This is a genomic window from Oxalobacteraceae bacterium OTU3CAMAD1 (genome assembly GCA_024123915.1).
Classification (GTDB): domain Bacteria; phylum Pseudomonadota; class Gammaproteobacteria; order Burkholderiales; family Burkholderiaceae_D; genus Rugamonas.
This window is the reverse complement of sequence record CP099650.1, coordinates 2,696,389-2,721,714: the sequence shown is the minus strand read 5'-3', so window position 1 is coordinate 2,721,714 and position 25,326 is coordinate 2,696,389. Positions and strand designations below refer to the sequence as shown.

At 65.7% G+C, this 25,326-nt stretch carries 16 protein-coding genes and 1 riboswitch; of the genes, 5 read left to right on the top strand and 11 right to left on the bottom strand.

Features of this window, described 5'->3' with window-relative positions; genetic code table 11:
• Positions 1 to 50 precede the first annotated feature (50 nt).
• Positions 51 to 386, bottom strand: a complete 336-nt coding sequence (locus NHH88_11690) for a hypothetical protein (GenBank protein USX16405.1) — start codon at positions 384 to 386, stop codon at positions 51 to 53.
• 234 nt (positions 387 to 620) lie between these two features.
• On the opposite strand from NHH88_11690, the gene ompR reads away from it, so the two are divergent.
• From ompR to NHH88_11670, 4 genes are all read left to right on the top strand, one after another.
• Complete coding sequence (gene ompR, locus NHH88_11685) at positions 621 to 1,388, top strand: two-component system response regulator OmpR (protein ID USX16404.1); 768 nt, start codon at positions 621 to 623, stop codon at positions 1,386 to 1,388.
• Positions 1,389 to 1,412: 24 nt separating this feature from the next.
• Positions 1,413 to 2,780: an ATP-binding protein gene (locus NHH88_11680; GenBank protein USX16403.1), complete on the top strand. Its 1,368-nt coding sequence runs from the start codon at positions 1,413 to 1,415 to the stop codon at positions 2,778 to 2,780.
• On the top strand, positions 2,777 to 3,487 hold the full coding sequence (locus tag NHH88_11675; protein USX16402.1) for a hypothetical protein: 711 nt from the start codon (positions 2,777 to 2,779) through the stop codon (positions 3,485 to 3,487). The genes NHH88_11680 and NHH88_11675 overlap by 4 nt, the downstream gene beginning before the upstream one ends.
• Before the next feature lie 304 nt (positions 3,488 to 3,791).
• Positions 3,792 to 4,931: a hypothetical protein gene (locus NHH88_11670; protein ID USX16401.1), complete on the top strand. Its 1,140-nt coding sequence runs from the start codon at positions 3,792 to 3,794 to the stop codon at positions 4,929 to 4,931.
• Positions 4,932 to 4,946: 15 nt separating this feature from the next.
• On the opposite strand, the gene NHH88_11665 is transcribed toward NHH88_11670, so the two are convergent.
• Positions 4,947 to 5,432 (bottom strand): immunity 26/phosphotriesterase HocA family protein, encoded by a 486-nt coding sequence (locus tag NHH88_11665; protein ID USX16400.1) that lies wholly within the window; start codon positions 5,430 to 5,432, stop codon positions 4,947 to 4,949.
• Between the two features lie 197 nt (positions 5,433 to 5,629).
• Positions 5,630 to 5,728: riboswitch (TPP riboswitch) on the top strand.
• A 56-nt stretch (positions 5,729 to 5,784) separates the two neighbouring features.
• Here NHH88_11665 and NHH88_11660 point away from each other — a divergent pair.
• The gene (locus tag NHH88_11660; protein USX16399.1) at positions 5,785 to 7,935 is read left to right on the top strand and encodes a TonB-dependent siderophore receptor; all 2,151 of its coding nucleotides are present in this window, start codon (positions 5,785 to 5,787) and stop codon (positions 7,933 to 7,935) included.
• Between the two features lie 158 nt (positions 7,936 to 8,093).
• On the opposite strand, the gene NHH88_11655 is transcribed toward NHH88_11660, so the two are convergent.
• From NHH88_11655 to NHH88_11615, 9 genes are all read right to left on the bottom strand, one after another.
• The gene (locus NHH88_11655) at positions 8,094 to 8,630 is read right to left on the bottom strand and encodes an ATP-binding protein (GenBank protein ID USX16398.1); all 537 of its coding nucleotides are present in this window, start codon (positions 8,628 to 8,630) and stop codon (positions 8,094 to 8,096) included.
• Entirely contained in the window at positions 8,627 to 9,271 is a 645-nt protein-coding gene (gene pnuC, locus NHH88_11650) for a nicotinamide riboside transporter PnuC (protein ID USX17322.1), read from the bottom strand. Before pnuC ends, NHH88_11655 begins: the two co-directional genes overlap by 4 nt.
• 35 nt (positions 9,272 to 9,306) lie before the next feature.
• Positions 9,307 to 11,445 carry a S46 family peptidase gene (locus NHH88_11645; protein USX16397.1) on the bottom strand — a complete coding sequence of 713 codons (2,139 nt, stop codon included), beginning with the start codon at positions 11,443 to 11,445 and terminating at the stop codon, positions 9,307 to 9,309.
• A 92-nt stretch (positions 11,446 to 11,537) separates the two neighbouring features.
• Positions 11,538 to 13,292 carry a PAS domain S-box protein gene (locus tag NHH88_11640; protein ID USX16396.1) on the bottom strand — a complete coding sequence of 585 codons (1,755 nt, stop codon included), beginning with the start codon at positions 13,290 to 13,292 and terminating at the stop codon, positions 11,538 to 11,540.
• Positions 13,289 to 15,895 (bottom strand): PAS domain-containing protein, encoded by a 2,607-nt coding sequence (locus tag NHH88_11635; protein USX16395.1) that lies wholly within the window; start codon positions 15,893 to 15,895, stop codon positions 13,289 to 13,291. Before NHH88_11635 ends, NHH88_11640 begins: the two co-directional genes overlap by 4 nt.
• A 143-nt stretch (positions 15,896 to 16,038) precedes the next feature.
• Positions 16,039 to 17,487 carry an efflux transporter outer membrane subunit gene (locus NHH88_11630; GenBank protein USX16394.1) on the bottom strand — a complete coding sequence of 483 codons (1,449 nt, stop codon included), beginning with the start codon at positions 17,485 to 17,487 and terminating at the stop codon, positions 16,039 to 16,041.
• On the bottom strand, positions 17,484 to 20,783 hold the full coding sequence (locus NHH88_11625) for an efflux RND transporter permease subunit (GenBank protein ID USX16393.1): 3,300 nt from the start codon (positions 20,781 to 20,783) through the stop codon (positions 17,484 to 17,486). The genes NHH88_11630 and NHH88_11625 overlap by 4 nt, the downstream gene beginning before the upstream one ends.
• Positions 20,780 to 23,905: an efflux RND transporter permease subunit gene (locus NHH88_11620; protein USX16392.1), complete on the bottom strand. Its 3,126-nt coding sequence runs from the start codon at positions 23,903 to 23,905 to the stop codon at positions 20,780 to 20,782. Before NHH88_11620 ends, NHH88_11625 begins: the two co-directional genes overlap by 4 nt.
• Positions 23,905 to 25,260, bottom strand: coding sequence for an MdtA/MuxA family multidrug efflux RND transporter periplasmic adaptor subunit (locus NHH88_11615; protein ID USX16391.1), 1,356 nt, complete (start codon positions 25,258 to 25,260; stop codon positions 23,905 to 23,907). Before NHH88_11615 ends, NHH88_11620 begins: the two co-directional genes overlap by 1 nt.
• Positions 25,261 to 25,326 lie beyond the last annotated feature (66 nt).

Sequence of the window (25,326 nt, the reverse complement as noted above, 5' to 3'; positions counted from 1 at the left end):
GGCGAAGGCGAAAGTGGAACAGGCGTGGCCGGGACAGTCCCGGCCGGCGCTTAGCGGCGTGGCGGATTGGCGTAGATATCCTGACCGACTTCGTTGATCTGGCGGCGCAGATCGCGACGTTCGTCCGGCGTCAAACGGCCGACGCGGCGGTTCATCTCGGCGTTGCGGCTGGCCTCCTGCATCGCGCGGCGTTGCTCTTCAGCACGGGCCTCGTAGCTGTTGCGCTGGTCGACCTGGCGCTGCTGGTCGGCCTGGCGCGGATCGGCCTGGCGCTGGTTCTGCTGCACGGCCGGGGGCCGGCCATCCTCGCGGCGCGGCCCATCGCCGGGCTCGGCATAGGCATGCCCGCCCCCCAGCAAACCGCAACACAGCAATAGCGCACCCATGGTGGATCGAACGCAAAAAGATGCGCTTGCTGCCGCGTGTATTTTTTTGTGATCGATGAACATGATGTTCCTAAAAAGCTGAATCCGTGCTTGAAGTGTATGATGCTTTAACCGAGGGGGTAAGACCAATTGGGTAAAGTTTGTAACACTTTGTAATGGGTCGTCATAGACGTTTTCGCAAAACGGATATGACGTTACCATAGCGACATCAATAAGACAATTCTGACAGAGCAAATGACCAGTACAACGACTGAATCCGGCAACAACTCCGCCAACCAGCACGGCCACCAGGCCAAGATCATGGTTGTGGACGACGACGTTCGTCTGCGCGATCTGCTGCGGCGCTACTTGACCGAACAAGGCTTCAACGTCTTCACCGCCGAAAGCGCGACCGCCATGAACAAGCTGTGGCTGCGCGAGCGCTACGACCTGTTGGTGCTGGACTTGATGCTGCCCGGCGAGGACGGCCTGTCGATCTGCCGCCGCCTGCGCGGCGCCGGCGACCAGACGCCGATCATCATGCTGACCGCCAAAGGCGAGGATGTGGACCGCATCGTCGGCCTCGAAATGGGCGCCGACGACTACCTGCCCAAGCCGTTCAACCCGCGCGAGCTGGTGGCCCGCATCGGCGCCGTGCTGCGCCGCCGGGGGCCGGACGAGATTCCGGGCGCGCCGTCGGAGACGCCGCAATCGTTCGAATTCGGCCAGTTCGTGCTGGACCTCGGCACGCGCACGCTGAAGAAAAACGGCGAGACGGTGCCGCTGACCACCGGCGAATTTTCGGTACTAAAAGTATTCGCCCGCCACGCGCGCCAGCCGCTGTCGCGCGAGAAGCTGATGGAACTGGCGCGCGGCCGCGAATACGAAGTGTTCGACCGCAGCCTGGATGTGCAGATCTCGCGCCTGCGCAAACTGATCGAGCCCGATCCATCGAGCCCGCTGTACATCCAGACCGTCTGGGGCCTGGGCTACGTGTTCATCCCGGAGGGGCAGCCGCGCTAAGTCGCGACAACCGCGAAGATGCGCATGAAGTCTCTTTCGAAGTTCCGTTTCGCTTTTCGGCTGGCCAGCATGAAAAGCGGCCTTTTCTGGCGCACCTTCTTCCTGCTCGGCGCCTTGACGACGACCAGCATGACCGCGTGGGTCGGCATGATCAGCGTGGTGCAGCATGAGCCGCAGGTGCAGCAGATCTCCGCGCAGGTGATCTCTGTCGTCACCATCACCCACGCCGCCCTCACCCACTCCGCGCCCGAACTGCGGCGCGAGCTGCTGTTCGACCTGGTGTCGAACGAGGGCATCCGCGTGTTCCCGCTGGAGGAAGACGACAAGGTCGAGCCGCCGCCGAAGAACGCGCTGATGCCGGACATCCAAAAACTGGTCAAGGCCAAGCTGGGCGCGGACACGCGCTTCTCGGCCAAAGTCAATGGCGTCTCCGGCTTCTGGGTCAGCTTCAAGATCGACGACGACCGATACTGGCTGATGCTCGAACGCGAACGCATACGCGGCCTGACGGGCATCCAGTGGCTGGGCTGGGCCAGCGTGGTGTCGGTCGTCTCGCTGCTCGGCGCGGCCTTCATCTCCAGCCTGATCAACCTGCCGCTGCGCCGCCTGACCAAGGCCACCCGCGCCTTCGCCCAGGGCAAGCGGCCGGACCCGCTGCCGGAAAGCGGCCCGGCCGAAATCATGGAGGCCAACCGCAGCTTCAACCAGATGGTCGACCAACTTCGGCAAGTCGAATCCGACCGCGCCGTGATCCTGGCCGGCATCTCGCACGACCTGCGCACGCCGCTGGCGCGCATGCAGCTCGAAGTGGAAATGGCCAATCTGTCGAACGAGGCGCGCGAAGGCATCCAGTCCGACATCGGCCAGATGGACGCCATCATCGGCCAGTTCCTCGACTACGCCAAACCGACCGAGGCGTCGAGCTTCACCAACGTCGACGTCAGCGAACTGCTGGCCGACACCGCGCACGAAGCGGAGCGGCTGCAGGACGTGCGCGTGACCGCCGACATCGCCGCCGACGCCCAGGTGATGGGCAACGGCACCGACCTGAAACGGGTGCTCAACAACCTGGTCGAAAACGCCCGCCGCTACGGCAAAACGCCGGACACCGACGTCACCGAGATCGACATCAAGTGCGCCGTGAAAGGCGTGGGCGCCTCCAGGCGCGTCGTCATCGAGGTGGGGGACCATGGCTGCGGCGTGCCGGACGACCAGATCGAACAGCTGCTCAAGCCCTTCACGCGGCTCGACGCCGCGCGCGGCCAGGCCAACGGCGCCGGACTGGGGCTGGCCATCGTCGACCGCGTGCTGCTGCGCCACGGCGCCGAGCTGACCTTGAGCAACCGCGTAGGCGGCGGCCTGGTGATCCAGATCGCGATGAAGGCGGTATGATGCGGCGCTTCGTTATTTCGTGCGCGCTGTCGCTGACCGCGCTGGGCGCCGGCGCCGCTCCCGACAAAGCCGGCAAGCCGCGCATCGAACAACGCGCGCCGACGGCGCAGGAACGGGACTCCTTCGACGACTTTTTCCGCGCCCGCAATGCGGCGCAGCCGCAGCGGCCGTGGGGCGCCACTCCGCTGTTCGCGCCCTCGTTCGAGATCGAACGCCAGCGCGGCAAGCCATGGCAAGTGATCGCCCGCGTCGACTCCGCGCCGCGCCGCTCGGCGCCGGATCTGTGCAGGCAAATCCGCTCCAGCTTTATCTACGATGCGGCCAAACCTGCGGGCGAACGCTGGACCGACGCCGCCGAGGCGCCGCAATGGTATGTGTGGCTGGCGCAACCGGGCATTCCCTGCCAGGCGGCCAGATATACGGTATTGATGGATCAGGCCGTGCCGCCGGCCGATGCGGCGGCCTTGCTGAGGCAGCACCGCGAGCTGCTGATACGCGCGCGTCTGCTGTTCGCCGGCAACTCCGGCTGCGCGCGGCAGCGCGCCCTCACCTTCCGGCTGGCCGCGCTGAAACCGGCGGCCGCGACGGCCGGCGCGCCGGTGATGTTCGGGCTGGTGTTTGAAAGCGACCGCGACACTACCGCCACGGTCGCGGTGCGCAAGCACCGTGGCGAATACACGGCCTGGAACGTCAGCTGCCAAAATTGATCGCCGGACGCCCCCCCCCCTTCCTCCACGTGTTGCTGCCGGCGCGGCATTACCAGAAAACCATCGCTTATTGCCCTACAGTATAATAGTGGACTTTAAAAAATGATGGAGCAGTAACTTGGCAGATTTGAAAAACGCGCGCACGGCCGCCCCGCTAGCCTGCATTCTTGCACTTGCACTGGCCGGTTGCGGCGGTGGTGGTGGTGGTGGTGGCGGAAGCAGTAGCAAAGACGGCCAGGCCGGAGCCGGATCCAACGGCAACGGTGCCTGGCTGACCTTCTCGCCTGCGGTGAGCGAGGTTGTGGTGTTTCCCGGACAAACCACCAACTTTACGATCAACGCCCTTTCCAGCAAGACGTTCAGCGACGTCATCAACGGCGTCATCACCGACAAGACTGGCGTGGTCGATGCGAACGTGACCTTGTCCTCCAGTCCACCGGCCAATTACTGGGCGCGGCTGCAAACCAGGGCCGGCTTGACACCCGGACTGCACACCGGCGCCTTCGAGCTCAAGCTGTGCTACGACGCACCAACGGTATGCCAACGTCCGGTGGAAGGCTCGCCGTGGCAACTGCCTTACAAGATCACCGTGCTCGCGCAGAGCGACCTGCACTATGGGTACTGGGAGGCGGCCACCGAGGGGCCGTTCAGCGGAGGCCTGGGCCTGGGAAATCTCGGCAACACGTTGGTGGTCCCCTCGATCGAATACTTCGACGGACCCAGCACGTGGCTATCCACCTCGGATGGCAGCACCTGGGAGAAATTGCCCGCTGACGGCAGAACCGTACCAACGTTCGGCCACGCGCTGGGCGGGGACGGCGCCACGCTCTACATGAGCGGCGGCCGAGACAACGCGACCACCGGCTTCCCTTACACCAACGCGGTGTGGAAATTCAACGGCAGCCGCTGGCAACAACAAACGCCCGCTGCCGAATTTTCGCCGCGCGCGCAGCATGTGATGTTGAAGCTCGGCGCCGACCTGTACGTGATGGGGGGTAAAAAGGACGACGTCGCCTTGACCGACATCTGGAAATCGTCCGACGATGGCATCCACTGGCGGCAACTGTCCCGCCTGCCTGCAGCCATGGGGCGTCCAACGTGCGCGGTGAACTGGCGCGGCAGCCTCCTCGTGATCGGCGACACGGTCATGACCTCTCCCGATGGGCAAAACTGGACCGCGCGCAAAACCTACCCGGGCAACTTCCCGGTCCGCTCGACGCAATGCGCGGTGATGAACGATCGCTTGTTTGTCAATCCGAGCGACGGCTACGGCGGCGTGACTTATTCCACCACCGATTTGCAGACGTGGCAGCCGGAGGTAGAGCGCGCGAGCAATCCGTTCGACGTCCCCGGCATGGTTGTCGTCAACGGCAGGCTGGTCGTGGTGATGGGCGATGGCACGTCGCAACGCACGGTCATGCGCACCACGCCGGCCACACGGTGATGGCGCTGCGCCCGGTCAACCGCGGTTGATCGGGTGCTCGCGCGACTCCAGAAGCTTGGTCAGCAGCAACTCGGTCGAACCGTAGCCGTACAGCGAATCGGCCTCCAGGCCCGGCGTATCGTAGGGCACTGATTCTTCCCGTTCGGAACGGCTTGGATCGTTGTCGGAATACGTCACGCGCCAGGCCCGCTTCAACGCGTCGGCGCGGCGCAGGAACTGCGGCATCGGCCACAGCGCGGGATTCCAGTCGACGGCCTCGCCCAGCACGCGCCAGTGACCGCTGGCCAGCGCCATGTCGCCCACGCGCAGCACCTTGACGGCGTCCTGCGGCTGCAGCGTGTTGAGTTCGTCGATCGACGGCAACCTGTCGAGCTTGGGCCCGAACAGATAGGCCAGCATGATCTTGCTGCCAGGCGACAAACGCGCGACCAAGCCCCAGCCGTAGCCACCATCGAGCAACGGCACCGCAAACCAGCTTCCTTCATGATACGACTGCCTCATTCCACTCCTTTCGCTAGCACGAACCAGCAAAGTGGCGCCGAAATGCACTGAAGAACAGGACATACCGTCGCCTCCACATATGCTGTGACTGCTTCGTTGGCGCCGTGCGGCGCAAACCCGAAGTGTATCGTCGCGGCGTAAATTGTGTCGCACGCCATCGCGCGCGCGCCGGCCACTGTGCCTGGTGTGATACACTGCCGGCTCGCTAGGGGTCCTGGGCATTTTGTTCCGGGTGAGAGATACCCTTCGTACCTGATCTGGATAATGCCAGCGAAGGAAAGCGCAAAGTAGTTCTCCCCTTCTTTGATAGCTCTCCTCGCCGCTTCCAGCCGAGAACAAGTAGAGAGCAGACATGTCCACACCTAATTTCGCAGTTTCCGTCATCGCCCTGGCGGTGTTCCACGCATTTTCCGGCGCCGCCGTCGCCGCCGACACCACCGTGGCCGCCGACTCCGCAGTCGAGGCCGCCGTCGAGCAGGCCATGCCGGAAGTCATCGTCAGCGCCACGAAGTTCCGCGCCAACACCGCCTCGGTCGCCGGCTTCAGCAACTCGCCGCTGCTGTCGACGCCGGCCTCGGTCAGCGTGCTGACATCGCAGCAGATGCTGGACCTGCAAATCCGCTCGACCACCGACGCGGCCAAATTCGACGCCAGCCTGAGCGACTCGTACAACGCCGTCGGCTACGCCGAGCAGTTCTCGATCCGCGGCTTCAAGCTCGACAACGCCTCGAGCTACCGCAAGGACGGCATGGCGATCCCGGGCGACACCCAGATCCCGCTGGAGAACAAAGAGCGCCTGGAAGTGCTCAAGGGTCTGTCCGGCCTGCAAGCCGGCGTTTCCGCGCCGGGCGGCATCGTCAACTACGTCACCAAGAGCCCGACCGACACACCCATACGCTCGGTCGTGCTGGAAGCGCGCGAGCGCGGCACCTTGTACGGCGCGGTCGATGTCGGCGGACGTTTCGAGGACAACCGTTTCGGTTACCGCGTCAACGTCGCCGGCGAGCGCCTGCGCTCCTACATCAAGGGCGCGGACGGCAACCGCAAGTTCGTCTCCGCCGCCTTCGACTGGCGCATCTCGCCGCAGGCCCTGCTGCAGATCGACGCCGACTACCAGCGTAAATCCCAACTGACCGCGCCGGGCTTCCAGCTGCTGAATAATACGACCTTGCCGGTCGTCGACGCCGACACGATGCTCAACGATCAGCCGTGGAGCCGTCCGGTGGAAACCACCACCAGCAACATCGGCGCGCGCTTCGAATACAAGTTCTCGCCCGACTGGAGCACGACGATCAGCGCCAACCAGCACCATTTCAAACGCGACGACTACACCGCCTTCCCTTACGGCTGCGGCGAGCAAAACCTGTATCCCGGCTACTGCGGCAACGGCGACTACGACGTCTACAACTACATCAGCCTGGGCGAGAAGAAGTCGCCGCTGACGGTGCAGGCGCTGGTGCAGGGCCGCTTCGCCACCGGCGCGCTGGCGCATGAATTCACGGGCGGCGCGTCGTTCTACAAAAACAGCGAGAAATGGGGCGATTACCTGTACGACTATTCGGGCGTCAGCAATATCTACCATCCGGTCGTCGTGGCGCCCGTGCCAGGCACCAGCGGCCCGGTGTCGGAGCGCCGCCACAGCGACGAACGCGCCCTGTTCGCGCAGGACATCGTCAGCCTGAACGCGCAGCTCAAGCTGCACGCCGGCGCGCGCTATGTGCAGCTCAAACGCACCGAGCGGAACGACGATTTGCCGGACGCCGATACCGATGCCGGTTTCTGGCTGCCGAATGTGGCGCTGGTCTACAGCCTGCGGCCCAACGTGTCGCTCTACACCTCGTACGCGCAAGGCCTGGAGCATGGCGGCATCGCGCCGATCCAGACCGTGAACGAGGGCCGCGCGCTCGCGCCGTCCAAGTCCAAGCAGGTGGAAGTGGGCGTCAAAGCCGACATCCGCCCCGACCTGAGCGCCACCGTCGCGCTGTTCGAGATCCGCAAGGGCCTGGAATACACCGACGCGCAGAATGTCTTCGTCCGCAACGGCAAAGCCCAGCACCGAGGCCTGGAAATGGCGTTGAACGGCCGCGCCACGCGCGAGCTGACGGTGGGCGTTTCGGCCACCGCGCTCAATACCAGGCAAAGCGATACCGGCGTGGCCAGCATGGACGGCAAGCGCGTGACCAACGTCGCCGCGTTCAAATCGTCGGTGTATGCGAATTACTCGGTGCCGCAGGTCGAAGGCTTGAAATTGAACGCGAACTGGCAGTACTCGGGCAAGAAGGCGTTCGATCCGGAGAACCAGGTGTTCGTGCCGAGCTACCATGTGCTGAATTTGGGGGCTTCGTACGCCACGCGCATCGGCGGTGTATCGACGACCTTGCGCGCCAGCGTGAACAACGCGCTGGACAAGTTCTACTGGCGCGATGTGACGCAGGATCTGGGCGGGTATTTGATGCCGGGGGCGTCGCGCACGTTCCGGGTGTCGGCGCAGTTCGACCTGTAACGCGAAATGCGCAGGCGGATCGGCGATGGCCGATTACGGCGTTCCGCCTAATCCGCCCTACGTGTCACCGTGGCTGCTCGTCGGGAATAGCCACAGTTACACGTAGGGCGGATTAGCGCAGCGTAATCCGCCACGAGCCGCCAACGGCGCGCGCTCGATCACGTGGCCTTGGCTAACAACCGCTCCACCTGCGCCAACCGCTGCTCCGGATCGCCCGATACCAGCACATACGGTATCCGGCGCGTCCTCAACTCCTCCATCAACAGACGGTTGATGACAACGCTGACTTCTTCGCACTCGCGCTGCAAGCCATCGGCGACCCAAGGAATATCCGGCGCGGTCACCAAGGTCAGCGCATAGTCGCGCTGATGTCCGTCGGCCAGCCGCGCCAACCGATCATCAATACCACCGAAATAATGACGGCTGTAGATCGCCGTCATCAACGGCGCCGTGTCGCAGAACAAATAGGCGCCGGCGCCCTGCGCCGCCGCGTCCTCACGCCGGCGCTGCGTACTGGCGATATTGAACTGGTCCAACGCCACCGGCACCCGCCCCTCCACATCGACGAATTCACGCAAATACTCCGGCACCCACACTGTCCGATAGCGCTCCGCCAGCGCGGCGGCCAGCGTTGTCTTGCCGGAGGAAGCCGGCCCCAATATCGCCACCCTAAGCGGCAACGCGGCCGATGTCATTCCAGCACCAGCCTGCGGCCGCCGGTTTCATCGCCTTCGCCCCCGCCGCCGCCCGTCCCCATGCCGGCCGACTGCTGCCAAGTGCGCAGGCCGACCACCGCCATGCCGACGAAGACCGCGTACAAAATCGCCGTCAGCATCAAATGCTTGTGCAAATAAAGCCCGACATACAGCACATCGACAACGATCCAGACATGCCAGTTCTCGATCTTTTTACGCGACAGCAGCAACTGTCCGACCAAGCTGCCGGCGGTCAGGAAACCATCGGAGCGCGGCACGTCGGTATCGGTATAGGTCTTGAGGAACCACGCCAGCAGCACAAAGCCGGCCAGCCACGCCGCCACCGCGATCCAGCGGCCGCGCGCGTCGAGCGCGGTGACCGCCAGCCGTTCGTGGCGATCGTCCCCGTGCAGCCACTGGTACCAGCCATAGAACGAAACGGTGATGAACACCAGTTGCAGCCCCATGTCGCCGTATAGCCGCGAACCATAGAAAACCAGGCCGTAGGTGGCCGACGAGATGATGGCGAACAGCCATGCCCAATGGCTCTGGCGGATGTTGAGCCACACCGTGGACACCGCCAGAATGAACGACACCAGTTCCAACGGGGTCGTGGCGAATACCGCCAGATGCAGCGGCATATTCAGGTACCCCAATAGAACTGATAATTCGTGCATTATTTTTTCGCCGGATATTTAATGGTCATCTCTTCGAGCACATTGTCGGCATGATCGACCTCGCTCATCACCCACAGCATATACCGGATGTCCAGATGGATAGCGCGGGTGATGGCGGGATCGAAGTACCAGTCCTTCGTGATCGACTCGTAGGTCGAATCGAAGTTCAGGCCGATCAACTCGCCTCTGCGGTTCATCACCGCCGAGCCGGAGTTGCCGCCGGTGGTATCGGCGCTGCTCAGGAAGTCGACCGGCACGGTGCCGAGGATGGCGTCCTTGAACCGCCCATAGCGCTTGGCCTTGATGGCGTCGAGCTGCTTTTGCGGCGCGTTGAACGGGTCCTTGCCGGTATGCTTTTCAACGATGCCCTCGACGGTGGTGAACGGGCCTTTGCTGATGCCGTCGCGCGGCGAATACGGCGCCACGGTGCCGTAGGTCACGCGCAAGGTGCCATTGGCGTCCGGGTACACCGGCTTGCCCTGCGATTTCTTCCACGCGATGACAGCCTCCATGTAGCGCGGGATCACGCGCTCCAGATTGCCGTCCAGTTCCTTGCGGCGCTCCTTGAGCGACTGCGCCGTGGCGTCCAGCTTCGCCGCCAGTTGCATGAAAGCGTCATCCGACGCCTTGACGGCGGCGGCGTCCTTGCCGATCCACGCCAGCCGCGTGGCGGTGTCGCCCAGCCGCGTCTTCGCATACATCGCCGGCACCGCCTCGGGCGCTGGCAGCAGCGGATCAAGCCCCGCCACGTGCATGGACTTGGGCAGCTTGGCGTAGCGCCGCAGCGACGCCACGAAACGCGCCTGGTCCACCCCGGCCACATACGACTGCTCCAGGCGGTTCAAACGCGCCTTGATGAAGGTGGCGTCGCGCTGCTGGAAACCGGTTTCGCGCTCGGCGTCCGGCTTCGCGCTTTCGAGCGCCAGGCGATGCAGCGTATTGGCGCTTTTCAGCAGATCGCCGGTGGTGGCGACGCCGTAGCCGAATTCCTCGTCGCTTAACGCGATATCGGCGGCGATCACCGCGTCCAGTTCGGACAGCAGCGTTTTCGATACATCCTTCTGCGCGGCGTACCAGGCGCGGAACTCCGCGTCCTGCACGTCCTTGACGGCGGCGATGTCCTTGCGCGCGAAGCCGTCCATCAGGCCCTGCGATTTCTTCATCACGTTGTTCAGGCTCTTGGCGACGCTGGCGTAGCGCACTTCCGCCGCCGGGCTGCCCTTGGTGGCGGCGGCGATGACGTCCAGATCGGCCTGGATTTCGGTCACGCGGGCCGGATAGCCGACGTCGCGCGCGGCGCGGATTTCCGACGGCAGCTTGTAACGGCTGGTGCGGCCCGGATAACCGGCCAGCAGCACCGGATCGCCGCTCTTCAGCCCCTCGGCCGACAGCACCAGGAAGTCCTTCGATCGATACGGCACGTTGTCCGGCGACGGATCGGCCGGACGGCCGTCCTTGCCCACGTAGGCGCGCAGGAAGGCGAAGTCGCCGGTATGGCGCGGCCATTCGTAGTTATCGACGTCGCCGCCGTAATTGCCGATCATGTCCGGCGGCGCGTAGACCAGGCGCACGTCGCGTATCATCATCTGGCGGATGCGGTAGTATTCCAGCCCCCGATGGAAGGCCGGCACCGAGCAGCGGTAGCTCTTGTCGGTTTCGCATTCGGCGATCAGCGCCTTGACGGCTTTTTCCACCGCGTCGTGGCGCTGCTTGCCGCTCATCGACGACGTCACGTCCTTAAGCACGCGGGCGGTGACGTTTTCCACCTTGTCGGTCACATACACCAGCGCATTCGGGCCGCCCGGCAGCTCCTGCGCGCGGGTCTTGGCCAGGAAGCCGTCGACGATGTAGTTGTGCTCCGGCGTCGCGTTGCGCTGGATGGCGCCATAGGCGCAGTGGTGGTTGGTGACCACCAGGCCGGCGTCGGACACGAACGACGCCGAGCAGCCGGGCAGCGCGACAATGGCGCTCATCGGATGCTTGGACAGGTCGGCCAGCTTTTCGGCCGGGATGGTGATGCCGATGCGTTGTAGTTCGGATTTCAGCTGCGGCAATTGGTATGGCTGCCACTGCCCTTCGTCGGCGTGAGCCGCCGCCGCGCCGAGGATAGCGGCCGGCAGCACTAGATATTTTAACAAGATAAAGCCCCTGGTTGAGTTCCAGCGGCAGTATATTCCTTATGCGGATGGCTGAAAATGCTTTTTGCGCATCCGGCAGCTAAGCTGCGCCGCTAGTCGGCGCCGTTTTCGTCCGGCAGGTCGAAGCCCAGAGTCAAGGTGCAGCCGCCGCCCGGCACATATTGGCCGACCTCGAAACTGCCGCCCAGCGCCGCCACGCGCTGCGCCATGCCGATCAAGCCGAAGGACTCGCTCTTGCCGCGCTGGTGGGGCGCGATGCCGATGCCGTTGTCGGCCACGCGGAAGACCAGGCGCCCGCCGCGCACCGCCAGCACGATGTCGACATGGCTGGCGTGCGCGTGGCGGCGCACATTGCTCAGCGCCTCCTGCATGCCGCGGAACAGCACGATCGCCATCTCCGACGTGATCGTCGCGAAGGTCGCCTCCCCGGGCAGGGCCAGGGCGCACGTCATGCCGCTGCGTTTGCGGAATTCGGCGGCCTGCCATTCCATCGCCGCCTGCAGGCCCAGGTCCAGCACCGCCGGGCGCAGTTCGTTCATGATGCCGCGCACGCTGCGGATGGTCGTGTCGATATTGTCCAGCACCCCGTTGACGCGCTGGTGCAGGCGCGCGTGCCGCTCGCCGGTGCGGGCGCTGAGCATCGAGATGTCGATGCGCAGCGCCAGCAGGTTTTGTCCCAGTTCGTCATGGATGTCGCGGGCGATGCGCTTGCGCTCATCCTCCTTGACCGTCTCCAGGTGCTCGGCCAGTTTGCGCAGCTGGTCGCGCGATTCGTGCAGCGCGGCCTCGGTGCGTTTGCGCTCGGCCACCTCCAGCATCAGCAGGCGGTTCGCCTCGGTCAGCTCGGCGGTGCGCGCCGCCACCCGCGCATCGAGCTGGCGCGACAGTTTCAGCAGGTCGGCGTCGGCCCGCTGGCGCGCCGTGATGTCGGAGAACACGCCGATGAAATGGGTGATTCCACCGTCCTCGTCGCGGATCACCGTCAGCGACATCGCCGCGACGTAGGGCACGCCGTCGCGCCGGCGGTTGAACACCTCGCCCTGCCATCTGCCGTAGCTGCACAGGCAGCGCATCGCCTCGGCGTGGAAGCCCACCGGATGGGCACCGGGGCGACCGAGAAAGCGCGGATCGCGGCCCAGTGCCTCCTCCACCGGATAGCCGGTCAAGGTGGTGAAGGCGGGATTGACGGAGACGATGCGCTTTTCGAAGTCGCACACCATCACGCCCTCGCCCATGCCGTCGATCACCTGGAAGGCGCGCCGCCGCGCGGCCTCGCGCGCGTCGGCGCTGCCGATGTCGGTGAGGATCATGCGGCACTTGCGGGCGGCGGCATCGAGATTGGCCTCGATGTGCACCTGGCGCTGCGCGCCGCCGCGCAACGCGGCGAACAGCGGCACCTCCAGCACCGCGCGCTGCCCGCTCACCAGCAGCTCGGCCAGGAACCGGCGCAGGCCGGCCTGCGCCTGCGGCGCCACGAACTGCTCGAACGACCGGCCTCGCAGTTCTTCGCGGCGGCAGCCCAGCAAATCGCCGGCGGCGTGGTTGGCGCGCGTGATGCGGCCCTCGGGATCGAGCGACAGATAACCGGCCGGCGCCTGGTCGTACAACGCCGCGTAGTGCTCGCGCGCCGCCTCGGCCAGATCGCGCTCGGTCTGCACCTCGGCCAACGCCACATTCTGCATATCGAGCTCGATCTGGCTCACCTGCAGTTCGTGCCAGCGCTTCAGCGTCTCGCTGTCGGCGTCGGCGGGCGGCGGGCGGCCGGTCTTGGCCAGCGCAGCGACCGCCTGCTCGGCCACATAGCGTAGCCGGTCGGGATCGAGTTCGGGGCGCTGCCGCTTGTTCATGCCGGTCCCGGACCTTCTTTTTGCATGGACCGCAGCTGCGCCTCCAGCAGTTTCGATTCGGTGATGTTGATGAACGTGACCACCACGCCATCAATCACGTTCTCCACGGTCCGGTAAGGCATGATGCGCACCGTGTACCAGCCGCCGCTGCGCGTGGGGATCTGCTTTTCGCAGAACACCAGCGTGCGCAGCACCTCCTGCGCGTCGGCCTCCAGCTCCGGATACAGCAAATCGTTGACGATGTCGCCCAAAGGCCGTTGCGCGTCGCTCGGTATCAGCTTGTAGATCTGCGTGGTCTGGTCGGTGAAGCGGCGGATGCGCAGCCTGGAGTCGAGGAAAATGGTCGCCACGTCGGTGCTGTTGAGCAGATTTTTCATGTCGCCGTTGACCAGCGACAGATCGTCCACCTTCGATTGCAGCTCGGCGTTGACGGTGTACAGCTCCTCGTTCAGCGACTGCATCTCCTCCTTGGAGGTGGTCAGCTCCTCGTTGGTCGATTGCAGTTCCTCATTGGTCGACTGCAGCTCCTCGTTGGCCGACTTCAACTCCTCGCGCGAGGCCTGCATCTCGTCGCGCACCGCCTGGATCTCCAGGCGCGCCTGCGCCAGCTGCTGCTCCAGCTCCAGCACCTGCGGGTTGGCCGAGCGCGAACGGCGCCGCTCCGGCGGCAGCGGCAAGGTGGCGAAGGTCAGCATCAAGGTACCCGACAACGGTCCCGATTCCGGCATCGCTTCGGCGGTCAGGTCCAGCGCCTGCGACGGTTTGCCCGCCGCGTCGCGCTGTATCAGGCCGCGCACGGCGATCATGCCGTCGGTCTGCGAGGCGCGCTTGAGCAGGTCGGCCAGCTCGTGGCGCAGGCTGTCGCGCGCCATCGCGTGGATGTTCCAGTTGGCCTTGCCGGCGGCCGGTTCCAGGTAGGCGCCGGTGCGGCCATGGATGTACAGGATGTCGCCATGGACGTTGAGTAGCACGGCGGCCGGCGCGTGCTTTTTAAGCAGCAGCTGCTCGACCTGGGTTTGGAGATTACCGTTCATGGATGGATTGATGGGCTCGCTGACGGAAGGAATCGACACGCTGCTAACGCGCGTGGGGAAGTAATTGGCCACGCGGTGGATGGACGCGTCCAGCCGCCGGTAAATGCGGCCGGCGCCGGTCATCGGCGCGAACAGTTCATTGAAATGGCCGGGCGTGTCGGCGCTGCCCAGCATCAGCAGGCCGCCGGTCTTGAGCGCGTAGTGGAACAGCGGGATCAGTTGCTCCTGCAGCTTGGCGGTAAAGTAAATCAGCAGGTTGCGGCAGCACAGGATATCGAGCTTGGTGAACGGCGGATCGGAAATGATGTTCTGGCGCGCGAAGATGATCGTGTTGCGCACGTCCTTGCGGATACGATAGCCGCCCTTCTCGGCCGGCATGAAATAGCGTTGTAGCAGTTCACTCGAGACGTCGGCCTCGATGGCGGCGTTGAAGACGCCCTGGCGCGCGCGGTCGATGGCGTCTTCGTCAAGGTCGGTGGCGAAGATCTGCAGCGTGTAGCGTGCCGTGGGCCGCAACTGCTCGAGCACCTCGTTGAAGGCAATCGCCAGCGAATAGGCCTCCTGCCCGGTCGAACAGGCGGGCACCCAGGCCTTGAAGGCGGCACCGTCGGGATGCTCCGCCAGCAGTTGCGGCAATGCGCTCGCCATCAGGTATTCCCACACCTTGGGATCGCGGAAGAAATTGGTCACGCCGATCAGCAGTTCCTTGAACAGCAGCTCGATCTCGGCCGGGTTGGCGGCCATGTAGCCGACGTAGTCGCTTAACGCGGCGCACTGGCGCAGCTTCATGCGACGCTCGATGCGGCGCATGACGGTGCTCAGTTTATAGTCGGAGAAATTGGCGCCGGTCTGCTTGAGCAGCAACTGGAACAACTGCTGCAGCGCCTCGCGCTGCGCCAGCGCCTGCGCCGGCAAGCCGCCTTCATGGCCGCCGCGCCACTCGGCGATATGCGCCGGCATCTCGGACGGCGGCGCGACGATGTCGATCACCTCGGCGTCGATGGCGCTGAGCGGCATCGGATCGAAGCGCGCCGCCCCCGGCGGCTGCGCCATGGTCAGGCCGCCGTTGTCGCGGATCGCCGCCAGGCCATGGGTGCCGTCCACGCCCATACCGGAAAGTACGATGCCGATCGCGCGCTCGCGGCCATGCTCGGCCAGCGCGCGGAAGAAGCTATCGATTGGCAAGCGAAAGCCGCGTTGCCCCACCGGCGGCAGCACCGCGAACCGGCCGCCTTCGAAACCGAGGTCGCGGTCGGGCGGAATCACGTAGACATGGTCCGCTTCGACCGGCATACCGTCGGTCACCTCCGTCACCTTCATCGGCGTCACCCGCTGCAGCAATTCCGGCAGCATGCCTTTGTGGACCGGGTCGAGGTGCTGCACGACGACATAGGCCAGGCCGCTGGAGGAAGGCACCGCCACGAGGAATTCGCAAATCGGATCGAAGCCGCCGGCCGAGGCGCCGATGCCCACCACCGGCACCGGTATCGGCGCGGCGGACGAACGCGCCGGCGCGCCGTCGGCGGCGGCAGGTGGGGCAATAGTGTTGGAAAGCGGGCGTTTCGTCATCGTGGCATTAAAACCAACCGTCGGGCCACGCCGCCTGCTGCGCAACAAGGGAAGCAGGGAATGTGGTTTTTGTCTACATCTTGCCAGATGATTATACAAAGGTCGCGCCCAAAAACCAAGCGGGCGCCCCGCGCGTGCGCACCCTAGTCGCTTGCGGCATGCCAGCCGCCGCCCAGCGACTGGATCAACGCGATCGCCGTGGTCTGGCGGTCGGCCTGCGATTGCACCAGCGCGCGGCGCGCGTTCAGCGCCGTGGTCTGGGCGGTCACTACATCGGTGTAGCCAACCTGGCCGGCGCGGTAGCGGTTCAGCATCTGCGCCTCGACCTGGTCGGCCGCCTCGGAGGCGATCCTGCGCAGGTCCTGCTGCTGCGCCAGCGCCCTGGTGGCCGACAGCTGGTTCTCGACGTCGGCGAACGCGGTCAGCACCGTCTGGCGGTAGCGGGCGATGGCGGCGTCGCGCGAGGCCTCGGCGCCAGCCACGCGGGCCCTGGTGGCGCCGGCGTCGAACAGCGTCTGCGCCGCCGACAGTCCCAGCGACCACAGGCTGTTGGAGGCGTTGAACAGGCCAGAGGCCGCGTTCGAACCGAAGCCGTAGGAACCGGTCAGGTTCAGGCTCGGGAAATAGGCGGCGCGCGCAATGCCAATTTGCTCGTTGGCGGCGGCCACCGAGCGTTCGGCCGAGGCGATGTCAGGACGGCGTTGCAGCAAGGTCGAAGGCACGCCGGCCGGCACATCCGGCACCGTCACGTTCCACGGCGCCGGCGCCAGCGCGAAGTCGCTGGCGGCCTTGCCCAGCAGGACCGCGATCGCGTGTTCCAGCGTGGCGCGCTGCTGCACCAGCGAGACCTGGTCGATGCGGGCGTTGGCCAACTGGGTTTGCGCCTGCAGCAGGTCCGACCTGGTGGTGACGCCGGCGTCGAAGCGGTTCTGCGTGATCTGCAGCACGCGCTCGTAGCCTTCGGTGGTGGCGTCGAGCAGCGCCTTTTCGGCGTCGGCCTGGCGCAGCAGGAAGTAGTTGGTGGCCAGTTCGCCCTGCGCGGACAGGCGGGCGGCCGCCAGGTCGGCGGCGCTGGCCTGCAGGCTGGCCTGGGCGCTGTTGGTGCCGGCGCGCAGCCTGCCCCAGATATCCGGCTCCCAGCTGGCGCCGATGTTGGCGCGGTACTGGCTGGCGGTCTGCGTGTTGCCGCCACCGGAGCGGTTGGCGCTGCCGTTCAAATCGACCGCAGGGAACAGCGCGGCGCGCTGCTCGCCGACCAGCGCCCTCGCCTGCGCGTAGTTGGCGGCGGCCAGGGCCACGTTCTGGTTCGAGACCTCGATGCTGTCGGCAAGCTGGTTCAACAGCGGGTCGCCGAACAGCTGCCACCACGGCCCGCGTTCGAGCATGTCGGACGGCGCGGCGACGGTCCATCCGGCGGCGGCCTTCTCGGCATCGGTGGCGGTTTCCTTGAAGGCCGCCGGCGACGGCGTCTCCGGCAGCTTGTAGGCCGGGCCGACGGCGCAACCGGCGGTGGCCAGCGCCGCCAGCACGGCAAGCGCGATCACAAGATGGCGCGGCGTCTGGCGAAGGATGGTTGTTGCGTGTGTGCTCATGGTGTGCTCGGCGACGGATCGCTGTGAATTTTGCTCAATTGTTGTTCGGACGGACTGCGGCGGCGCAGCTTGTCCATCAGGATGTAGACCACCGGCGTGGTCAAAAGGGTCAGCAACTGGCTGGCGATCAGGCCACCGATGATGGCCACGCCCAGCGGCCGGCGCAGCTCCGAGCCCTCGCCGAAGCCGATCGCCAGCGGCAGCGCGCCCAGGGCCGCGGCAAGGGTCGTCATCAGGATGGGACGGAAGCGCAGCAGGCAGGCTTCGCGCACCGCTTCGAGCGGCGACAGGCCGCGCGAGCGTTCCGCCTCCAGCGCAAAGTCGATGATCAGGATGGCGTTCTTCTTGACGATGCCGATCAACAGGAAGATGCCGATCAAGGCGATCGTCGAGAACTCCATCTTGAAGATCAGCAGCGCCAGCACCGCCCCCACACCAGCAGACGGCAAGGTGGTGAGCACCGTCACCGGATGGACCAGGCTTTCGTACAGGATGCCCAGCACGATGTAGATCACCACGATGGCCGCCAGGATCAGCAGCGGCAGCGACTTGTTACTGTCCTGCGCCGTCTTGGCGGCGCCGGCGAAGCTGCCACGTACATTGTTCGGCAGGCCGATCTCCGCCTCGGCCGCCGCGATGTCGGCGGAAGCGTCGGACAGGCTGAAGCCGTCGGCCAGGTTGAAGGCGATGGTTGTCGCCAGCTCCCCGTCCTGGTGGTTGATCGACGTCGCCGTCGAGCTTTCCGCGAACTTGGCCATCGCCGACAACGGCACCATGGTGGTGGCCGAGGTGCTCAGCGCGGAGCCGGACGACGCGTCCCTGACCGCAGGCGCGGCGACGTTGGCGGCGGTGGCCGTGCTGGCGGTGCTGGTGGTGCCGGTACTTGCCGTCGCGGCGGTCGTGGAGGCCGTCGTGGTGGCCGTCGGCGCGCCGCTAGGGTTGCTGGCGGTGGGCGCCGGCAGGCCTTTCGACGGCACATAGACGTCCTTCAACGCCTCCGGACTCCTGCTGTACTCGCGCGCCACCTCCATGATCACGTGATACTGGTTCACCTCACCGTAGATGGTCGCCACCTGGCGCTGGCCGAAGCTGTTGTACAAGGCGTTGTCGATATCCTTGGCCGACACGCCGAGCCGCGAGGCGCTTTGCTTGTCGATGGTGACGAAGGTTTCGACACCGTTTTCCGCCTGGTCGCTATCGACATCGACCATCGACTTCCTGGCCTTCATCGCGTCCGCCAGACGCGTGGCCCACTTCTTCAAATCGGCCTCGTTGTCGCTTTTGAGCGTGTACTGGTTGTTGGCGTTGGCCGAACGCCCGCCCGAGCGCAAGTCCTGCACGGGACTGAGGAACAGGCTAACGCCCGTCACCTTCGCCAGCTTGGGCCGCAGGCGCGCGATCACGGCGTTGCCCGCGACGGAGCGCTCGTTGGCCGGCTTCAGGTTGACGAACATGAAGCCGCCGCCGGCGCGCCGCCCGCCGGTGAAGCCCACCACCGTGGCGACATCGGGATCGTCCTTGATGATGTTGACCAGCTGGCGCAGTTTTCCTTGCATGGCCTGGAACGAGATGCTCTGGTCGGCGCGGATGCCGCCGCTGATCTGGCCCGTGTCCTGCTGCGGAAAACCGCCCTTGGGAATGGCCGCGAACAGATAGACATTCAGGCCGATCACGAACACGAGGCTCAGCATCACCAGCCAGACGCTCGACAGCGCCCAGTCCAGGCTATGCTCATAACCCTTGAGTATCTTGTCGAAGCCGGCCTCGAAGAAGCGCGCGACGCGGCCGGGAGGCTTGCCATGCTGGTCCGGCTTGAGCAGCCAGGCGCACATCATCGGCGTCGTGGTCAGCGAGATCACCAGCGAAATCATCACCGCCGCCGACAAGGTGATGGCGAACTCCTTGAACAGCGCGCCGAACTGGCCGCCCATGAACAGCAATGGAATGAACACGGCGATTAGCGAGAGGCTGATCGACAGCACCGTGAAGCCCACCTCGCGCGCGCCAAGCAGCGCCGCCGACAGGCGGTCCATGCCGGCCTCGATGTGGCGCTGGGTGTTTTCCAGCACCACGATGGCGTCGTCGACGACAAAGCCGGTGGCCACGGTCAGCGCCATCAGCGACAGGTTGTTCAGGCTGAAGCCGAGCAGGTACATCACGCCGAAGGTGCCCAGCAGCGACACCACCGTCGCCACCGCCGGCACGATGGTCGCGCGCAGGTTGCGCAGGAAGACGCTCACCACCAGCACCACCAGCAAGATCGAAATGATCAGGGTGACCTCGATCTCGTGCAGCGACGAGCGGATCGAATTGGTGCTGTCGCTGGCGATGGCGACGTTGACGTCGGGCGGCATCTGCGCCTGCAGCGCGGGCAGTTGCGCGCGCACGCTGTCGACCGTTTCGATCACGTTGGCGCCGGCTTGCGGCCGGATCAGGACGACAATCGCCGGCTGGCCGTTGAACAGGCCAAGATTGTTCACGTCCTCGACGCCGTCGACCACCTCCGCCACGTCCTTCAGCCGGATCGCGGTGGCGTCGCGCCAACCGACCACCAGGTCCTGGTAGTCCCTGGCGTTGCGCCCGCCGCTGGCGTTGGCCGACTCGGTATAGATCTGAAGGCGGCGGCCGTGCCCCTGCACGGCGCCGCGCGGACGGTTGGCGTTGGCGGCCTGGATCGCCGCGCGCACATCCTCCATCGACAGGCCGTACTGGTTCAGCGCATACGGATTGAGCTCGACGCGCACCGCCGGCAGCGAACCGCCACCCAGTTCCACGTCGCCCACGCCGGTCACCTGCGACAGGCGCTGTAGCACGGTGTTGGAAACGGCGTCGTAGATCTGCCCCGGCGTGCGCGATCTGGACGTCAGCGCCAGGATCATCACCGGCGAGCCGGAGGTGTTGGCCTTGCGGTAGGTGGGATTGCTGCGCAAGGTGGCCGGCAGGTCGACGCGGCTTGCGTTGATCGCCGCCTGCACCTCGCGCGCCACCGAGTCGACGTTGCGGTTCAAATCGAACTGCAAGGTGATATTGGCGGAGCTGGTGCTGGAACTGGACGTCATTTCGTTGACGCCGGCGATCACACCCAGGTGGCGCTCGAGCGGCGTCGAGACGCTGCTGGCCATCGTCGACGGGCTGGCGCCCGGCAGGTTGGCGTTGACCGTGATGATGGGGAAATCGACCTGCGGCAAAGGCGCCACCGGCAGCACGAAGAACGCGCCGATGCCGGCCAGCGCGATGCCGACCGTCAGCAGGACGGTGGCGATCGGCCGCTTGACGAATGGCGACGACAGGTTCACGGCGCACCACCTTCGGCCACGGTGGACGAGGGTTTCGATGCCGGCGCATTCGGCTTGCCGCCGCCGAAGCGGCGCGCCAGGCTGTCGAAGCCCAGGTAAATAACCGGCGTGGTGAACAAGGTCAAAAGCTGGCTGACGATCAGGCCACCGAAGATCGCCAGGCCCAATGGGCGGCGCAGTTCGGCGCCCTCGCCCCAGCCCAGCATCAACGGCACGGCGGCGAACAGCGCCGCCAGGGTCGTCATCAGGATCGGACGGAAGCGCAGCAGCGCGGCCTGGTGGATCGCCTCGCGCGGCGGCATGCCGCCTTCGCGCTCGGCGTCGATGGCGAAGTCGATCATCATGATGGCGTTCTTCTTGACGATGCCGATCAGCAGAATGATGCCGATGATGCCGATCACGCCCAGATCCTGGCCGCTGATCCACAGCGCCAGCAAGGCGCCGACGCCGGCCGACGGCAACGTCGACAGGATCGTCAGCGGGTGCACATAGCTTTCATACAGCACGCCCAGCACGATGTAGACGCAGACCACCGCCGCCAGGATCAGCCACAGTTGGTTGGACAACGAGGCTTGGTAGGCGCCGGACGCGCCGAGGAAGGTCAAGGTCACCGACGGCGGGAACTTGATCTCGGCGGCGGCCTGCTTGATGCTGTCGACCGCCGTGCCGAGGGAGACGTCGGGGGCGGTATCGAAGCCCAGGGTGGTGGCCGGATACTGCGCCACGTGTGTCACCTGCAGCGGCGCCGGGCGCTCGCTGATGCTGGCGATCGCCGACAGCGGCGTGGACTTGCCGGAACCGGTGCGCAGTTGCAGGTTGCCCAAGTCCTGCGGCGTGGTGATGTCGTCGCTTTTCGCCTCCAGGATCACGCGGTACTGGTTGGTCTCGGTGAAGATGGTCGAGACGATGCGCTGGCCGAAGGCGCTGTACAGCGCGTCGTCGATCGAGGCGGCGGTGACCGACAGGCGCGAGGCGGTGTCCCGGTCGACCGTGATGTAGGCGGCGTTGGCGCTGGCGCCAACGTCGGAGACGACGTTGCGCAGCTCCTTCTTGGTGCGCATCTGTTCCGCGAGCTTGGTGGCCCATTCGTTGACGGAGGCGTTGTCCGCGCCTTCGATCGACACGCGGAACTGGGTCGGCCCGGTCTCGGCGTCGATGGTCAGATCCTGGGTCGGCTGCAGATACAAGGTCAGGCCAGGGATCGTCGCCACGCGGTTGCGCAGGCGGTCCATGGTCTCCTGCTGGCTGCCGGTGCGCTCGCGTTTGAGGTTGATCAGCATGCTGCCGGTATGGAGCATGGTGTTGTTGGCCGCGTCGACGCCGACCACGGAACTGAGCGTGGCCACATCCGGGTCCTCCAGCACCAGGCGCGCGGCCTGCTGCTGCAAGTCCGCCATCTTGGCGTAGGAGACGGCCTTGCCGGTCTCCAGGCGCGCCTGCAACTGGCCGGTGTCCTGCGTGGGGAACAGGCCTTTCGGAATCACGATATACAGCAGCACCGTCAGCAGCAAGGTGGCCAGCGCCACCAGCAGGGTCAGGCCGCTGTGTTTAAGCACCCAGATCAGCGCGCGGTCGTAGTGGCCGACCACCCAGTCGAAGAACTGCTGGAAGCGCACGGCGAAGCGGCTCGGCTTCTCCTCGGCGTGGTTCTTGAGCCAGCGGGCCGACATCATCGGCACCAGGGTGAGCGACACCACGGCGGAGATCAGGATGGTGATCGCCAGCGCCATCGCGAACTCGCGGAACAAGCGCCCCACCACGTCGCCCATGAACAGCAGCGGAATCAGCACCGCGATCAGCGACACCGTCAGCGAGATGATGGTGAAGCCGATCTGTTTAGCGCCTTTGAGCGAGGCGGCCATCGGCGTCTCGCCCTCCTCGATGTAGCGGGCGATGTTTTCGATCATGACGATGGCGTCGTCGACCACGAAGCCGGTGGCGATGGTCAGCGCCATCAGCGACAGGTTGTTAAGGCTGAACCCGAGCAGATACATGATGCCGCAGGTGCCGATCAGCGAGATCGGCACCGACAGGCTGGCGATCACGGTGGCGCGTATGCTGTGCAGGAAGGCGAAGATCACCAGCACCACCAGCAGCACCGCCAGCACCAGCTCCATGCCCACGTGTGTGACCGAGGCGCGGATGCCGGTGGTGCGGTCGCTCAGCACCTCCAGTTTCATGGCGCCGGGCAGGCCCGCCTCCAGCTCCGGCAGGCGGGCCTTGATCGCGTCGACCGTGGCGATGACGTTGGCGCCCGGCTGGCGCTGCACGTTGAGGATGATGGCCTGCTTGTTGCCGGACCACGCGCCCAGCTCCACGTTTTCCGCGCTGTCGACCACCTGCGCCACGTCGGACAGGCGCACCGGGGCGCCGTTCTTGTAGGCCAGGATCAGGTTCTGGTAGTCCTTGGCCGCCACCAGTTGGTCGTTGGCGTTGATGGTGTAGGCGCGGGTCGGGCCGTCGAAGCTGCCCTTGGCGCCGTTGGCGTTGGCGGCGGTGATCGCCGTGCGCAGCGTGTCCAGGCCAAGGCCGTAGGACGCCAGCGCGTTGGTGTCGGCCTGTATCCGCACCGCCGGACGCTGGCCGCCGCTCAGCGTGACCAGGCCGACGCCGGAGACCTGGCTGATCTTCAGCGCCAGGCGCGTGTTGACGATGTTCTGCACCTCGGTCAACGGCATCGTGTCGGAGGTGATCGCCAGGGTCAGCACCGGCGCGTCGGCCGGATTGACCTTGGCGTAGATCGGCGGTGCCGGCAAGTCGGTCGGCAGCAGCGAGGAGCCGGCGTTGATCGCGGCCTGCACTTCCTGCTCCGCCACCTCGAGGGTCTGCGACAAGCCGAATTGCAGCGTGATGATGGAGACGCCGGCGGCGCTGGTGGAACTCATGCGCTGCAGGCCTGCCATCTGGCCGAATTGGCGTTCCAGCGGCGCCGTCACGGTCTGTCCCATCACCTCGGGACTGCCGCCGGGATACAGCGTTTGCACCTGGATGGTCGGAAAATCGACCTGAGGCAGCGCCGACAGCGGCAGGAACTTGAAGCCGACCAGGCCGGCCAGCACGATCGCCAGCATCAGCAGCGATGTCGCTACCGGCCGCTGGATAAATGGAGCGGATGGACTCATTATTGTGCCGCGCCCTGTTCTTTGCGGTGGCGACGCTCGTGGGCCGGGGCCGGAGTACCGTCGGCGGCGGGCGCGCCGGCGGCGCCGTGGGACCGGTGTCCGCCCGCACCAGGGCCGGCGCCCGGCAAGGTCACCTTGGCGCCTTCCTTGAGGCGGTCCGCGCCCTCGGTGATCACCTGCTCGCCGGCCTGCAGGCCGGTCGCGATCTGCACCTTCTCGACGGTAGCCTCGCCGCGCGTGATGCTGCGCATGGTGACGGTCTTGTCGGCCTTGAGCACCCAGACGAAATCGCCCTTGGTGCCATGGCGCACCGCGTTCACCGGCACCATGACCGCGTCCTTGATGGTGCGCAGTTCCAGGCGCACGTTGACGAACTGGCTCGGGAACAGCGTGAACTTGGCGTTGTCGAAGCGCGCCTTGGCCTTGACGGTGCCGGTCTGCGTATCGACCTGGTTGTCCATCGCCGCAAACTTGCCGCTGTCGAGGATATTGGTGCGGGTGCGGTCCAGCGCCAGCGCGGGCAAGGCCACGCCGTCGTTCACGCGCTGCATCACGCCCGGCACGCTGTCCTGCGGGATCGAGAATTCCACGTCGATCGGCGACAGCTGGGTGATCACGGCGATGCCGGTGGCGTCGCCGGAGCCGACCAGGTTACCGATATCGACCACGCGCAGGCCCACCCGGCCCGTGATCGGCGCAATCACCTTGGTGTAGCCCAGATTGAGCTTGGCCGTGCCCTCGGCGGCGCGGTCGGTCATGACCGTGCCTTCGAGCTGCTTGACCAGCGCCGCCTGCGTGTCGACGTCCTGGCGGGCGATCGAGTCCTGCTTGAGCAGCGTTTGATAGCGCTGCAAGGTCAATTTGGCGTTTTCCAGCTGGGCGTCGTCGCGCTGGCGCTGGCCGCTGGCCTGCAGCAACGCCATTTCGAACTGGCGCGGATCGATTTGCGCCAGCACCTGGCCGGCCTTGACCATCTGGCCTTCCTTGAACAGCACCTTCTGCAAAATGCCCGATACCTGCGGGCGCACCGTGGTGGTGGCGGCGGCCGTCACGGTGCCCAGCGCCTCCAGGGTCACCGGGATGTCGGCCTTCTCCGCCGTCGCCACGCCAACGGTGGTCGCCGGCGCGCCGCGCCGCCCGCCGCCGGCTCCGGGACCGCCCGGGCCTCCGGGACCGGCCGCACCCGGGGCGCCGCCAGGCCCACCCGCCGGCGCCGCCGGCTGGTGCGTCAGATACCATGCCAGCCCACCCAGTCCCGCCATCGCGGCGACAGCGATCACGCCGCCGACGACCTTGCTGCGGCGGCTGCGCTTCGGTGGGTTGACGTTCTGAGTGGGCTTGGCTTGCGAATCCATTGTTATCCTTTTATAGGCTTGCGTGTCCATGGCAAAAACACCATGGCGTTTGATGCGAGGACTCTA